Origin of the sequence: Leisingera sp. JC11, from assembly GCF_040704725.1 — a bacterium.
GTDB lineage: Bacteria > Pseudomonadota > Alphaproteobacteria > Rhodobacterales > Rhodobacteraceae > Leisingera.
Genome location: NZ_JBFCVS010000004.1, coordinates 176,672 through 189,256, shown reverse-complemented (window position 1 = coordinate 189,256; position 12,585 = coordinate 176,672). Strand labels below are relative to the sequence as shown.

11 protein-coding genes are annotated in these 12,585 nt (G+C 62.7%); 6 read left to right on the top strand and 5 right to left on the bottom strand.

Features of this window, described 5'->3' with window-relative positions; translation table 11 throughout:
• Nucleotides 1-240: 240 nt before the first annotated feature.
• The 4 genes from AB1A62_RS06475 to AB1A62_RS06460 are packed head-to-tail and all read left to right on the top strand — an operon-like array spanning nucleotide 241 to nucleotide 5,400.
• Nucleotides 241-612 carry a hypothetical protein gene (locus AB1A62_RS06475; RefSeq protein ID WP_366660706.1) on the top strand — a complete coding sequence of 124 codons (372 nt, stop codon included), beginning with the start codon at nucleotides 241-243 and terminating at the stop codon, nucleotides 610-612.
• Complete coding sequence (locus AB1A62_RS06470; RefSeq protein WP_366660705.1) at nucleotides 609-2,543, top strand: PrkA family serine protein kinase; 1,935 nt, start codon at nucleotides 609-611, stop codon at nucleotides 2,541-2,543. Before AB1A62_RS06475 ends, AB1A62_RS06470 begins: the two co-directional genes overlap by 4 nt.
• A gap of 18 nt (nucleotides 2,544-2,561) precedes the next feature.
• The gene (locus AB1A62_RS06465) at nucleotides 2,562-3,899 is read left to right on the top strand and encodes a YeaH/YhbH family protein (RefSeq protein WP_366660704.1); all 1,338 of its coding nucleotides are present in this window, start codon (nucleotides 2,562-2,564) and stop codon (nucleotides 3,897-3,899) included.
• Nucleotides 3,886-5,400 (top strand): SpoVR family protein, encoded by a 1,515-nt coding sequence (locus AB1A62_RS06460; protein ID WP_366660703.1) that lies wholly within the window; start codon nucleotides 3,886-3,888, stop codon nucleotides 5,398-5,400. Before AB1A62_RS06465 ends, AB1A62_RS06460 begins: the two co-directional genes overlap by 14 nt.
• Before the next feature lie 84 nt (nucleotides 5,401-5,484).
• On the opposite strand, the gene AB1A62_RS06455 is transcribed toward AB1A62_RS06460, so the two are convergent.
• Nucleotides 5,485-6,597 (bottom strand): S-(hydroxymethyl)glutathione dehydrogenase/class III alcohol dehydrogenase, encoded by a 1,113-nt coding sequence (locus tag AB1A62_RS06455; RefSeq protein WP_366660778.1) that lies wholly within the window; start codon nucleotides 6,595-6,597, stop codon nucleotides 5,485-5,487.
• A gap of 353 nt (nucleotides 6,598-6,950) precedes the next feature.
• Here AB1A62_RS06455 and AB1A62_RS06450 point away from each other — a divergent pair, with 353 nt between their 5' ends.
• Nucleotides 6,951-9,458, top strand: coding sequence for a heavy metal translocating P-type ATPase (locus AB1A62_RS06450; RefSeq protein WP_366660702.1), 2,508 nt, complete (start codon nucleotides 6,951-6,953; stop codon nucleotides 9,456-9,458).
• A complete protein-coding gene (gene cueR, locus AB1A62_RS06445) occupies nucleotides 9,455-9,844 on the top strand; it encodes a Cu(I)-responsive transcriptional regulator (protein ID WP_039181103.1) in 390 nt (129 codons plus the stop codon). The genes AB1A62_RS06450 and cueR overlap by 4 nt, the downstream gene beginning before the upstream one ends.
• 66 nt (nucleotides 9,845-9,910) lie before the next feature.
• Here cueR and AB1A62_RS06440 read toward each other — a convergent pair whose 3' ends face one another.
• Genes AB1A62_RS06440 through pcaC form a run of 4 tightly spaced genes read right to left on the bottom strand, consistent with a single transcriptional unit; the run spans nucleotide 9,911 to nucleotide 12,502 of the window.
• Nucleotides 9,911-10,741: a 3-keto-5-aminohexanoate cleavage protein gene (locus AB1A62_RS06440; RefSeq protein WP_366660701.1), complete on the bottom strand. Its 831-nt coding sequence runs from the start codon at nucleotides 10,739-10,741 to the stop codon at nucleotides 9,911-9,913.
• 11 nt (nucleotides 10,742-10,752) lie between these two features.
• Complete coding sequence (pcaG, locus tag AB1A62_RS06435; protein WP_366660700.1) at nucleotides 10,753-11,373, bottom strand: protocatechuate 3,4-dioxygenase subunit alpha; 621 nt, start codon at nucleotides 11,371-11,373, stop codon at nucleotides 10,753-10,755.
• Complete coding sequence (gene pcaH, locus AB1A62_RS06430; RefSeq protein WP_366660699.1) at nucleotides 11,373-12,110, bottom strand: protocatechuate 3,4-dioxygenase subunit beta; 738 nt, start codon at nucleotides 12,108-12,110, stop codon at nucleotides 11,373-11,375. Before pcaH ends, pcaG begins: the two co-directional genes overlap by 1 nt.
• Entirely contained in the window at nucleotides 12,107-12,502 is a 396-nt protein-coding gene (pcaC, locus tag AB1A62_RS06425; RefSeq protein ID WP_366660698.1) for a 4-carboxymuconolactone decarboxylase, read from the bottom strand. Before pcaC ends, pcaH begins: the two co-directional genes overlap by 4 nt.
• Nucleotides 12,503-12,585: the final 83 nt, after the last annotated feature.

Here is a 12,585-nt window from a genome sequence, read left to right as displayed (position 1 = left end):
TTTTAGCTGTCCTGTCCAGTATGTGAGCGCCGCATTTGAGGTAATTTTGTTACTAACCGTGTCCTGGTTGCCGCAGATTTTCTAAGGCTTTTTATGGGGCTGTGATGCTGCGTCTGCCGCAACCTCACCCGGCGGCCCTGTGGAGCGCGCGCGGGAGAGCCCGCTCAGCAAAGCGTCCGCGCGGGGGCGGCGGGGATAGAAGAAAGCTGCCTGTGAAGTTTTGGTTTCGCGGTTGGTTTGATGCTGAAGCCCTTGAAATGCCGCGATGCAGAAGGGCGGTGCGGCTATGGTGATCGCCGCGATGTGAAGAAAATTTCCCGCAAAAGTTTCTGGCAATTAATTAAAAGTACACCACTTTCAGATAGTAAGAAGTTCGTAATTGGTGTAAGCTCGAGAGTAAGTAACACGACGCCGATAGCCCTGGTTTCCGGGCGCAGGCCGCCGCCAAGAGCGGCCAGCCGGACGTATGACGCCAGTAGCGGCGCCGAGCAGAAATCAGAACTCAACACTGACGCGGACATCCATGCCCACGTGCTGGGCTCTCTGTCTGCGCGCGATCTTAAACGCCAGGAGGAACGGCGCGAGTTAACCAGGAGGCTTGATCCAAGATGAAAGACATTGCCGAACTTTTTGCAGAGCAGTACGGCGAAACGCGCGAGCAGGAGATGCCGCTGCAGGACTATTTGAACGCCTGCCGTGACGATCCAAGCCTGTACGCAAACGTCGCCGAGAGGATGCTGAAGGCAATCGGCCAGGAAGAGCTGGTTGACACCTCCAAGGACTCCCGGCTCGGTCCGATCTTTCAGAACCGCACGATCAAGCGCTACAGCGCCTTCCACGATTTCTACGGCATGGAAGACACGATCGAACGGATCGTTGGCTACTTCCGCCACGCGGCGCAAGGGTTGGAGGAGCGCAAGCAGATCCTCTACCTGCTTGGCCCGGTCGGCGGCGGCAAGTCTTCCCTGGCGGAACGCCTGAAGCGTCTGGTCGAGGATCAGCCGATCTATGTGCTGAAAGCCGGCAATCAGATCTCGCCGATCTTCGAAAGCCCGCTGGGCCTCTTTGACCCGGTCCGCATGGGCAAGGTGCTTGAAGAGGAATACGGCATTGCCCAGCACCGGCTGCCAGGTCTGATGTCGCCTTGGGCGGTGCAGCGGCTGGATGAATTCGATGGCGATATCAACAAGTTCACGGTTGTCCGCCTGTACCCGTCGCGCCTGCGCCGCATCTGTGTGGCCAAGGTCGAGCCGGGCGATGAGAACAACCAGGACATCTCCACTCTTGTGGGTAAGGTCGACATCCGCCAGCTGGAGCATTTCAGCCAGGACAACCCGGATGCCTACAGCTTCTCCGGCGGCCTGAACCGGTCGACCCAGGGCATCTTGGAATTCGTCGAGATGTTCAAGGCGCCGATCAAGATGCTGCACCCGCTGCTGACGGCGACCCAGGAAGGCAACTACATGGGCACCGAAAGCTTCGGCGCCATCCCCTTCAGCGGCCTGATCCTGGCGCACTCGAATGAGTCCGAGTGGCAGTCCTTCAAGAACAACAAGAACAACGAGGCTTTCATCGACCGGGTGTCGATCATCAAGGTGCCCTACTGCCTGCGGGTCTCCGATGAAACTTCAATTTATGAAAAGCTGATCGAGAACAGCGAGCTGCGCAATGCGCCCTGCGCGCCGGAAACGCTGAAGATTCTCAGCCGCTTCTCGGTGCTGACCCGCCTGAAGCCGCATGAAAACTCCAACCTCTATTCCAAGATGCGGGTCTATGACGGCGAAAGCCTGAAAGACACCGACCCCAAGGCCAAGACGGTGCAGGAATACCAGGACCGCGCCGGTGTAGACGAGGGGATGAACGGCATCTCCACCCGCTTCGCCTTCAAGGTTCTGTCCACCACCTTCAATTTTGACACCAACGAGGTGGCGGCGGACCCGGTGCATCTGATGTATGTGCTGGAGCAGATGATCAAGCGCGAGCAGTTCCCGCAGGAGACAGAACAGAAGTATCTGGAGTTCATCAAGACCGAGCTGGCGCCGCGCTATGAGGAGTTCATCGGTAACGAGATCCAAAAGGCGTACCTCGAAAGTTATACCGAATACGGCCAGAATGTATTCGACCGTTATATCTCCTACGCCGATGCCTGGATCGAGGAGCAGGACTACAAGGATCCGGATACCGGCCAGCTCTACAACCGCGAGGTTCTGGATGCGGAGCTTTCGAAAATCGAGAAGCCGGTCGGCATCGCGAATCCCAAGGACTTCCGCAATGAGGTGGTCAAATTCGCCCTGCGCCACCGTGCCAACACCGGCTCCAACCCGGCCTGGAATTCCTACGAGAAGCTGCGCGATGTGATTGAGAAGCACATGTTCAGCCAGGTGGAGGAACTGCTGCCGGTGATCTCCTTCGGATCCAAGAAGGACAGCAAGACCGAAAGCAAGCACCAGGAGTTCGTCGAGCGGATGCGCGGCCACGGCTATACCGACCGCCAGGTGCGGCGCCTGGTCGAATGGTACATGCGCGTCAACAAGGCGGGCTAAAGAGGAGCGCTGTGGAACATGCATCATTTCATCGACAGGCGCGCCAATCCGAAGGGCAAGAGCCTCGGGAACCGCCAGCGGTTCCTGCGGCGGGCCCGGGAGAATATTAAGGAGCGCGTCGATCAGTCGGTCCGGGGGAAGTCGATCCAAGGCGGAAGCGGTGTCCCGGACGAAGGCGAAAAGGTCACGATCCCGTCACGGGGGCTGAAGGAACCGCGGTTCTTTCATTCCTCCAAGGGGGGGCTGCGCCGCCACGTGCTGCCCGGCAACAAGGAATTTGTTGTCGGCGACACCATCAAACGGCCGCAGGGCGGCACCGGGCAGGGCGGCCGCAAGGCCTCCGAGGACGGCGATGGCGAGGATGAGTTTTCCTTCACCCTGACCCAGGAGGAATACCTGGAAATCCTGTTTGAGGGATTGGAGCTGCCGGACCTGGTGGAAAAGGCCACTGTGGAAACCGAAACCATTGGCACCCGCCGCGCTGGCCTGACCACCGCGGGCACGCCCAACAACCTGAACCTCGTGCGCACCATGCGCAATTCGCTGGGCCGCCGCATCGCCCTGCAGCGCCCGACCACCAAATCTCAGCGCGAGCTGGAAGAGCAGATTGCGGAGCTGGAAGCGCTGGATGAGCGCACCCCGCCGCAGGAGGAATTCCTGGAGTCGCTGAAGAAGCGGCTGGAGGGCATCATCCGCAAGCGCAAGGTGGTTGGCTACATCGATCCGCTGGATCTGCGCTATGACACTTTCGTGCCGGAAAAGATCCGCAACTCCCGCGCAGTGGTGTTCTGCCTGATGGACGTCTCCGGTTCCATGCAGGAGCGCGAGAAGGATTTGGCCAAACGTTTCTTCCTGCTGCTGCATCTGTTCTTGGAACGCTGCTATGAGCATACCGAGCTGGTGTTCGTGCGCCATACTCACCACGCCCAGGAAGTGGATGAGGAAACTTTCTTCTATGCCCGCGAAACCGGCGGAACCATCGTCTCCACCGCGCTGGAGAAGATGAAGGAGATCATCGAGGAGCGTTATCCGCCGGATGAGTGGAACATCTACGGCGCCCAGGCCTCGGACGGCGAAAACTTCGGCAATGACTCGGTGCGCTGCAAAAACCTGCTTTTGAACGACCTGCTGCCGGTCAGCCAGTTCTACGCTTATGTGGAAATCGTCGATGAGGCGGCGGAGATGCTGCTGAACAATCCTGAAGCAGGCGAAGACCTGTGGCAGAACTACCGAGAGGTAAAAGCGCAGGCGCAGCATTTCGAAATGCAGCGGGTCTCGCAGCCGGGTCATATCTATCCGATTTTCCGGGAGTTCTTCCTCCCCAAGGTGAAAGGGGCGCAGTATGCAGGCAGCTGAAAAGGCGCGCGAGCCGCTGTTTGACGGGCCTGAGTGGACTTTTGAACTGATGGAAAAGGCGCGCGACGCGATCGAGGAGATCGCGCTCGAAGATCTTGGGCTGGACGTCTATCCCAATCAGATCGAGATCATCTCGGCCGAGCAGATGCTGGACGCCTATTCCTGCGTCGGCCTGCCGCTGATGTACCAGCACTGGTCCTTCGGCAAGCATTTCGCCCGCGACGAGGCGCTCTATCGCACCGGGCGCCAGGGGCTGGCCTACGAAATTGTCATCAACTCCAACCCCTGCATCAGCTACAACATGGAAGAAAACACCATGGCGATGCAGACGCTGGTAATGGCGCATGCGGCCTTTGGTCATAATCATTTCTTCAAGAACAATTATCTGTTCCAGCAATGGACAGATGCCGCGGGCATCCATGATTACCTAGCCTTTGCCAAAAACTACATTGCCGCCTGCGAGGAGCGCTATGGCCCGATGGCCGTGGAAGAGGTGCTGGACGCCGCCCATGCGCTGCAATCCCAAGGGGTGTTCCGGTACGGCCGCCCGCCCAAGCCCACCAGCGAGGAGCTGGTGGCGATGCAGAAGGTGCGGGAGGGCTACGAAAGCGGCCATAGCGTGCTGGACATCTGGACCGACTCGACGCTGGGCCGGGACAAGCTGGAGCTGGTGGAGGACGCCGACTACAGCGCGCGGCGCAAGATGATGAACCTGCCGCAGGAAAACATCTTGTACTTCCTGGAGAAGCACAGTCCGGTGCTGGAGCCCTGGCAATGCGAGATCCTGCGCATCGTGCGGATGCTGGCGCAGTATCTGTACCCGCAGAAACAGACCAAGGTGATGAACGAAGGCTGCGCGACCTTTGTGCACTATTACATCATCAACAAGCTCTACGAGCAGGGCCAGATCACGCAAGGCGCCTATATGGAAATGCTGCACAGCCACACCAATGTGGTGATGCAGCCTGAATATGACGATCCGCGCTATTCTGGCATCAACCCCTATGCGCTGGGCTTTGCGATGATGCAAGACATCCGACGCATCTGCCAGAATCCGACCGATGAAGACCGCGAGTGGTTCCCGGATTTCGCCGGCAATCCGGACTGGCGCGGGGTGCTGCGGGATGCCTGGGCGAACTACCGCGATGAGAGCTTCATCCAGCAGTTCCTGTCGCCGAACCTGATCCGCAAGTTCAAGCTGTTCACCCTGACCAATGACGCGGAGCTGCCCAATCTGGTAGTCAGCCAGATCCACAACCGGGCCGGTTACAAGGCGATCCGCCGCGACCTGGCGAAACAGTACGACCTTGCCTATCTGGAGCCGGACATTCAGGTCACCGATGCCGACCTGCGCGGCGACCGGGAGCTGAAGCTGACCCACACCGTGCGCGACGGCATCCATCTGGACGAGGATGACCAGGAAGAGGTGTTGAAGCACCTGCGCCGGCTCTGGGGTTACGACGTCAGGCTGGACGCGGTGGAGGCGACAACCGAAAGCTGACAGCAGGGCTGTTCCGTCTCACCAGCAAAAAAGAAAACGCAGGCCAAGGGCCTGCGTTTTCCGTGTTTCACATGAATCCCGGGATCAGAATTCCACCACGGCGCGGATCGATTTGCCTTCGTGCATCAGGTCAAAGCCTTCGTTGATCTGATCCAGCGTCAGCTTGTGGGTGATCATCGGGTCAATCTCGATCTTGCCGTCCATGTACCAGTCGACGATCTTCGGCACGTCGGTTCTGCCGCTCGCGCCGCCGAAGGCGGTGCCGCGCCAGCTGCGGCCGGTGACCAGCTGGAACGGGCGGGTGGAAATCTCGGCCCCCGCCGGCGCCACGCCGATGATGATCGATTCACCCCAGCCCTTGTGCGCGCATTCCAGCGCGGTGCGCATCACCTGCACGTTGCCGGTGGCGTCAAATGTGTAATCCGCGCCGCCGCCGGTGAGCTCCACCAGATGCGCCACCAGGTCGCCCTCGACCTCCGCCGGGTTGACGAAATCGGTCATGCCGAAATGCTTGGCCATCTCCACCTTGCCCGGGTTCAGGTCGACGCCGACGATCTGGTCGGCACCGGCCAGCCGCAGGCCCTGGATCACGTTGAGGCCGATGCCGCCGAGGCCGAACACAACCGCGCGGGAGCCGATTTCCACCTTGGCGGTGTTGATCACAGCGCCGATGCCGGTGGTGACGCCGCAGCCGATGTAGCAGACCTTGTCGAAGGGCGCGTCCTCACGGATCTTCGCCAGCGCGATTTCCGGCACCACGGTGTGGTTGGCGAAGGTCGAGCAGCCCATGTAGTGGTGGATCGGGGTGCCGTCCAGCATCGAGAAGCGGGTGGTGCCGTCGGGCAGCAGGCCCTGGCCTTGGGTCGAGCGGATCGCCTGGCACAGGTTGGTCTTGGGGTTGAGGCAGTAGTCGCACTCGCGGCACTCAGGCGTGTAGAGCGGGATCACGTGGTCGCCCGGCTTCAGCGAGGTGACGCCTTCGCCAACCTCGACCACGACGCCTGCGCCCTCATGGCCCAGGATCGCCGGGAAGATGCCTTCCGGGTCGTCGCCGGAGCGGGTGAATTCGTCGGTGTGGCACAGGCCGGTTGCCTTGATTTCCACCAGAACCTCGCCCGCCTTCGGGCCTTCCAGGTTCACTTCCATGATTTCCAGCGGTTTGCCGGGGGCAACCGCAACGGCAGCGCGGGTCTTGATCATGCGACTGGTCCTTCGTTCTATCTGCGGGTTCGGGCCCTGATTGGCGAGCCCGGGTGAATTCTGTGCCTGCGGCGGGCCGCGGGTCTGACGGACCCAGCGTTACATTTGGGGGCTGGCACGCGCAAGCTTTGCCTCGGCACCCTATCAGGGGTGGGCTGCCGGGCTTTGCCCCGAATGCGACAGCTGAACGGCGGTCCGCGCCATCCCGGCACAATGAAAATCCTCCGATTTCCAGCAGCTTGCCTTCAGGCTTCCAGTTTCGGGAAGGAATTTCGCTGCCACCCCTTGACCTTCCCCTCGCTGGAACCCTCATATCCACTGTCAAAGGAACAGATTCCGGCGGAATTCCGATGTCAGATACGACCCAAATTTCCTTGCAGATCACCGGCCTCAGATGCGCAGGCTGCGCCGGCCGGGCTGAGCGCGCCCTGGCGGGGGTCGAAGGCGTTCAAGCGGCTTCTGTCAATCTGGCCAATGCCACCGGTCAGGTGGAGGCCGCGGCGGGGGTGCCTCTGACGGATCTGACCGGCACCCTGGCCGCTGCCGGGTATCCGGCCGCGGAATCGCAGGCCTCGCTGGTGATCAGCGGCATGAGCTGCGCCTCCTGCGTTGGCCGGGTGGAAAAGGCGCTGCTGGCGGTGCCGGGGGTGCTGTCGGCCAGCGTAAACCTAGCCAATGAAACTGCGCAGATCCGCTACCTGACAGGCATGGCCCGGGCCGCGGATTTGGCCCGCACAGTGACAGAGACCGGCTATCCTGCCCGCCTCAGCGGCGCGGCGGAGGATGAGGCAGAACAAGCCAGCCGGCGCAAGGCGGATGAGATCTCCGCATTGGGCCATCAGGTGATGATCGCCGCGTTGCTGACGCTGCCGGTGTTCCTGATCGAGATGGGCGGCCATGTGATCCCGGCGCTGCACCACTGGGTGGCGGAAAATATTGGCATGCAGAACAGCTACTTGCTGCAGTTCGCTCTGGCCACCGCTGTACTGGCGGGACCAGGGCGGCAGTTCTATACCAGTGGCTTCCCGGCGCTGTTCCGTGGTGCACCCGATATGAACGCACTGGTGGCCCTGGGGACTTCCGCTGCCTATGGATTTTCTGTGATCTCCACCTTCGCACCCCGGCTGCTGCCCGCAGGCACCGCCAATGTCTATTACGAGGCCGCAGCGGTCATCGTGGTGCTGATCCTCACGGGCCGCTTCCTGGAGGCCCGTGCCAAGGGCCGCACCGGCGCCGCGATTCACAAGCTGGCGGGATTGCAGCCCAAGACCGCCATGGTGGTCTCCGGCGGCGATGCTATCGAAACCCCGGTGGAGGAGATCGGCACCGGCGACCTGATCCGGGTCCGTCCGGGCGAGCGGATCGCAGTGGACGGCGAGATCACCTTAGGCAGCTCCTACGTCGACGAAAGCATGATTTCCGGCGAGCCGGTGCCGGTTGCCAAGTCCCGCGGCGATGAGGTGACGGCGGGCACCATCAACGGCAACGCCGCGCTGGAATTCCGCGCAACCCGTGTGGGGCGCGACACCGTGCTGGCGCAGATCATCCGCGTGGTGGAGCAGGCGCAGGGCGCCAAGCTGCCGGTGCAGGGGCTGGTCGACCGGATCACCCTGTGGTTCGTGCCTGCCGTCATTGCGGTGGCTGCGCTGACCGTGCTGGCCTGGTCGCTGTTCGGCCCGGCGCCGTCGCTGCCGCTGGCACTGGTGGCCGGCGTCTCGGTGCTGATCATCGCCTGCCCCTGCGCCATGGGGCTGGCAACGCCGACCTCGATCATGGTGGGTATCGGCCGTGCTGCCCAGATGGGGGTGCTGTTCCGCAAGGGCGACGCGCTGCAGCGGCTGCAGGAGGTCGAGGTGGTGGCGCTCGACAAGACAGGCACATTGACCGAGGGCAGCCCGGCGCTGACCGAATTGATCTGCGCCGATGGCTTCACCCGCGAAGAGGTGCTGCGCCTAGTCGGCGCCGCCGAGGCGCAGTCCGAACACCCGATTGCCCGGGCCATCACGGCGGCGGCAGGGAAGGGGCTGCCCAAGGCTGAAGCCTTTGAGGCGATCCCGGGCTACGGCCTGCGGGCAGAGGTCGAAGGCCGCGTGGTGCTGGCCGGTGCCGCCCGTCTGATGGCGCGCGAAGGCATTGCTCTTGGCGCGCTGGAGGCGGAAGGCGCGCGGCTGGCTGAACGCGGTGAAACCCCGCTCTATGCTGCCGTTGACGGCCGGCTTGCGGCGGTGATTGCGGTGGCGGACCCGATCAAGCCGGGCACCCCGGCAGCGATCAAGGCGTTCCATGAGCAGGGGTTGAAGGTGGCCATGATCACCGGCGATGCGGCCGCGACGGCGCAGGCGATTGCCAGGCGGCTGGGCATTGACGCGGTTAAGGCCGAATGCCTGCCTGCGGACAAGGTAAAGGCGCTGCAGGAGCTGCAGGCGGAACATGGCACGCTGGCCTTCGTCGGCGATGGCATCAATGACGCCCCGGCGCTGGCGGCGGCGGATGCGGGCATCGCCATCGGCACCGGCACCGACGTGGCGATCGAGGCCGCGGATGTGGTGCTGGTCTCCGGCGATCTGCGCGGAGTGGTCAACGCGCTGACCGTCAGCCGTGCCACCATGCGCAACATCCGCCAGAACCTGGGCTGGGCCTTTGGCTACAACGTGCTGCTGATCCCGGTGGCGGCGGGCCTGCTCTATCCCTTTGGCGGCCCGCTGCTGTCGCCTGCGCTGGCGGCAGGCGCCATGGCGCTGTCGAGCGTCTTTGTGCTGTCGAACGCGCTGCGCTTGCGCCGCCTGAAACCAGCCATAGATGAGGATCAGGCCGCACAGGCACCCAAGGCGGATAGCAAGCAGGAGGCGCGCGCATGAACATCGGGGACGTTTCCAGCCGCTCAGGGCTTCCGGCCAAGACGATCCGCTATTACGAGGACATCGGCCTGATCAAGCCGCACCGCAGCGCCAACGGCTACCGCTGCTTTGCCGAGACCGACCTGCACAAGCTGGCCTTCCTGGGCCGCGCCCGGGCGCTGGGCTTCACCATCGAGGACTGCCGTACCCTGATGGCGCTTTACGAGGACGAAAGCCGCGCTAGTGCTGATGTGAAACAGCTGGCGCAGGAACATCTGGCCAAGATCGAGGAGAAGATCGCAGATCTTCAGGCGATGCACGACACGCTTGGCGAGCTGGTCAACAGCTGCGCGGGCGACAGCCGCCCGGACTGCCCGATCCTCAAAGACCTGTCTGGCGAGGGATGATCTGACCAGCAAAGAGAGCGGGGCGCTCCCGCGCCCGCGGCGGCCCTGACGGGCCGCCTTGCGGCCTCAGGCGGGGCGCAGCTCCAGGATCTCGCGGGCCTGCTGCCAGGTGGCGACGGGGCGCTCGTATTTTTCACACAGCTCTACCGCCCGTTTCACCAGCGCGGCGTTGGAGGGTGCCAGGGTGTCCCGGTCCAGCCGCATGTTGTCCTCCAGCCCGGTGCGGGTATGGCCGCCCGCGGCGATCGACCATTCGTTGACCAGGATCTGCCCCGGCCCGACACCGGCGCCGCACCACTGGGCCTCCGGCGCCAGCCGCTGCATGGTCTTGACGTAGTAATCGAACACATCTTTGTCGACCGGCATCGCGTTTTTTACCCCCATCACGAACTGCACATAAAGCGTGCCGGGGATGCGCCCCTCGCGGTTCATTTTCACCGCCTGGTGGATGTGCGACAGGTCAAAGGCCTCGATCTCCGGCTTTACCTCATAGGTGCGCATCTCCGAGGCCAGCCAGTCCACCAGGTCCGGGGAGTTCTCATAGACCCGTGTAGGGAAATTGTTGGACCCAACCGACAGCGACGCCATGTCGGGCTTGAGCGGCAGCATGCCGCCGCGTTCACGGCCCGCGCCGGAGCGGCCGCCGGTCGACAGCTGGATGATCATGCCGGGGCAGTGCTTTTGCAAGCCTTCCATCAGCCGCGCGAACCTTTCCGGATCCGAGGTCGGCGTCTGGTCGTCATTGCGCACGTGGCAATGGGCAATCGCGGCGCCGGCCTCGAACGCCTCCTGGGTGCTTTCGATCTGTTCCGCGATGGTGACAGGCACCGCCGGGTTATTTTCCTTGGTCGGGACCGAGCCGGTGATGGCCACGCAGATGATGCAGGGTTTGTTCATGGAATTCCCCTTCAGATGTCGAAAAACACGGTTTCATCTTCGCCCTGCAGGCGGATGTCGAACCGGTAACCGACCACAGCCTCCCGCAGCTCGCGCCTGGCGATCAGGGTGGCGCGGCGGCGCTCCCACTCTATCACATTCAGCACCGGGTCGGCAGCATTGGCCGCGGCTTCATCCTCAAAGTAGATCCGCGTGTTCAGCCCCACGTTGATGCCGCGCGCCACGATCCACAGGTTGATATGGGGGGCCATCATCTGCCCGTTGCGGCCCATCACCGGCCCGGGCTTCACCGTGTCAAATCCCCATTCGCCGGTTTCGAAATCGGTGATCACCCGGCCCCAGCCGCGAAAACCGTCCTCCACCTCGCCTGGATGCTCCGGGTGGGCATAGATGCCGTCCGCATTGGCCTGCCAGGCCTCCAGCAGCACGTCCTTGACCGGCGAACCGGTGCCGTCAGTCACTATGCCTTCGACCCGGATGCGTTCGCCCCTGGCGTTGGGCCCGGCAATGTCCCAGCCGAGCTCCTGATCGTAGATCTCAAACCCCGCCGCGCCGGGGGCCAGGCCGATATGGACATAGGGCCCTGCGGTCTGCGAGGGGGTCTCCTTCAGGTACTCCAGCTTCTGGCGCATCAGTTCCCCTCCAGCCGGTTTTCAAACAGGGTAGACCGCCGCCCGCGCAGCACGATGTCAAAGCGATAGGCGATGGTGTCCAGCGGAATGGTGGCGTTCATGTCGAGCCGGGCAATCAGCATTTCCACCGCCTCCGGGTCCGGGATGGTGTTTACGATCGGGCAGCGCGCAATCAGCGGGTCACCCTCGAAATACAGCTGGGTAATCAGCCGCTGCGCAAAACCGGTGCCAAAGACCGAGACATGGATATGCGCGGGCCGCCAGTCGTTCACCCAGTTGCGCCAGGGGTAGGCACCGGGTTTCACGGTGCGGAAATAGTAATAGCCGCTCTCATCCGTCAGGGTCCGGCCGCAGCCGCCGAAATTTGGGTCCAGCGCGCCGAGGTAAGTGTCCTTCTTGTGCCGGTAGCGGCCGGAGGCATTGGCCTGCCAGATCTCCACCAGCGTGTTAGGGACAGGCCGCGCATTTTCATCCAGCACCCGGCCATGCACGATGATCCGCTCGCCGATCGGGTTTTCGCCGGGCTGGGCGAAATTCGTCAGCAGGTCGTTGTCGGTGGCACTGATGTCGTTGTGGCCGAACACCGGCCCGGTGATCTCGCTGGCGGTGTTTTCCAGGCTGATCAGCGGGAACTGCGGCGAGCGGGCGACCGAGGTCTTGTAATCCCGCGACAGCGCGGGCGGATGCCAGCGCCGGTCCCTCTGATAGAACTCCCCTGGCTGCGGTGGCTTGGTCATGGGGTTTCCCCTCCCTCGCTTTCCATTTCGGCATAGGTCTGTTTGGCCAGTTTCAGCGCGCGGTTGGCCCGCGGCACCCCGGCATAGATGGCTACATGCTGGAAGGCCTCCAGCACGTCTTTCCGGCTGGCGCCGGTGCGGGCGGTGGCGCGGATATGCATCGGGATCTCGTCAAAATTGCCGGTGGCCGCCAGCAGCGCCAGCGTCAGCATTGAACGTTCCCGCAACGAGATCCGGTCCGAGGCCCAGACCGTGCCCCAGGCGCCTTCGGTGATCAGATCCTGAAACGGCTGGTCCAGCGCGGTCTTGGCAGCCTCCACCCGGTCCACATGGGTATCGCCCAGCACCTGGCGGCGCACCTGCATGCCGCGGTCGTAACGGTCTTGCGTCATTCCAGCCTCCCTGTTCCGAAGGAGTATCGCATACCGCAAGTGATCTGTATAATCCTCAATCAGGCATGAACCAATAACCAATG

Coding starts and splice junctions, on each gene's coding strand:
- AB1A62_RS06475 (WP_366660706.1), top strand. CDS start 241: ATGCTGAAGCCCTTGAAATGCCGCGATGCAGAAGGGCGGTGCGGCTAT.
- AB1A62_RS06470 (WP_366660705.1), top strand. CDS start 609: ATGAAAGACATTGCCGAACTTTTTGCAGAGCAGTACGGCGAAACGCGC.
- AB1A62_RS06465 (WP_366660704.1), top strand. CDS start 2,562: ATGCATCATTTCATCGACAGGCGCGCCAATCCGAAGGGCAAGAGCCTC.
- AB1A62_RS06460 (WP_366660703.1), top strand. CDS start 3,886: ATGCAGGCAGCTGAAAAGGCGCGCGAGCCGCTGTTTGACGGGCCTGAG.
- AB1A62_RS06450 (WP_366660702.1), top strand. CDS start 6,951: ATGTCAGATACGACCCAAATTTCCTTGCAGATCACCGGCCTCAGATGC.
- cueR (WP_039181103.1), top strand. CDS start 9,455: ATGAACATCGGGGACGTTTCCAGCCGCTCAGGGCTTCCGGCCAAGACG.
- AB1A62_RS06440 (WP_366660701.1), bottom strand. CDS start 10,741: ATGAACAAACCCTGCATCATCTGCGTGGCCATCACCGGCTCGGTCCCG.
- pcaG (WP_366660700.1), bottom strand. CDS start 11,373: ATGCGCCAGAAGCTGGAGTACCTGAAGGAGACCCCCTCGCAGACCGCA.
- pcaH (WP_366660699.1), bottom strand. CDS start 12,110: ATGACCAAGCCACCGCAGCCAGGGGAGTTCTATCAGAGGGACCGGCGC.
- pcaC (WP_366660698.1), bottom strand. CDS start 12,502: ATGACGCAAGACCGTTACGACCGCGGCATGCAGGTGCGCCGCCAGGTG.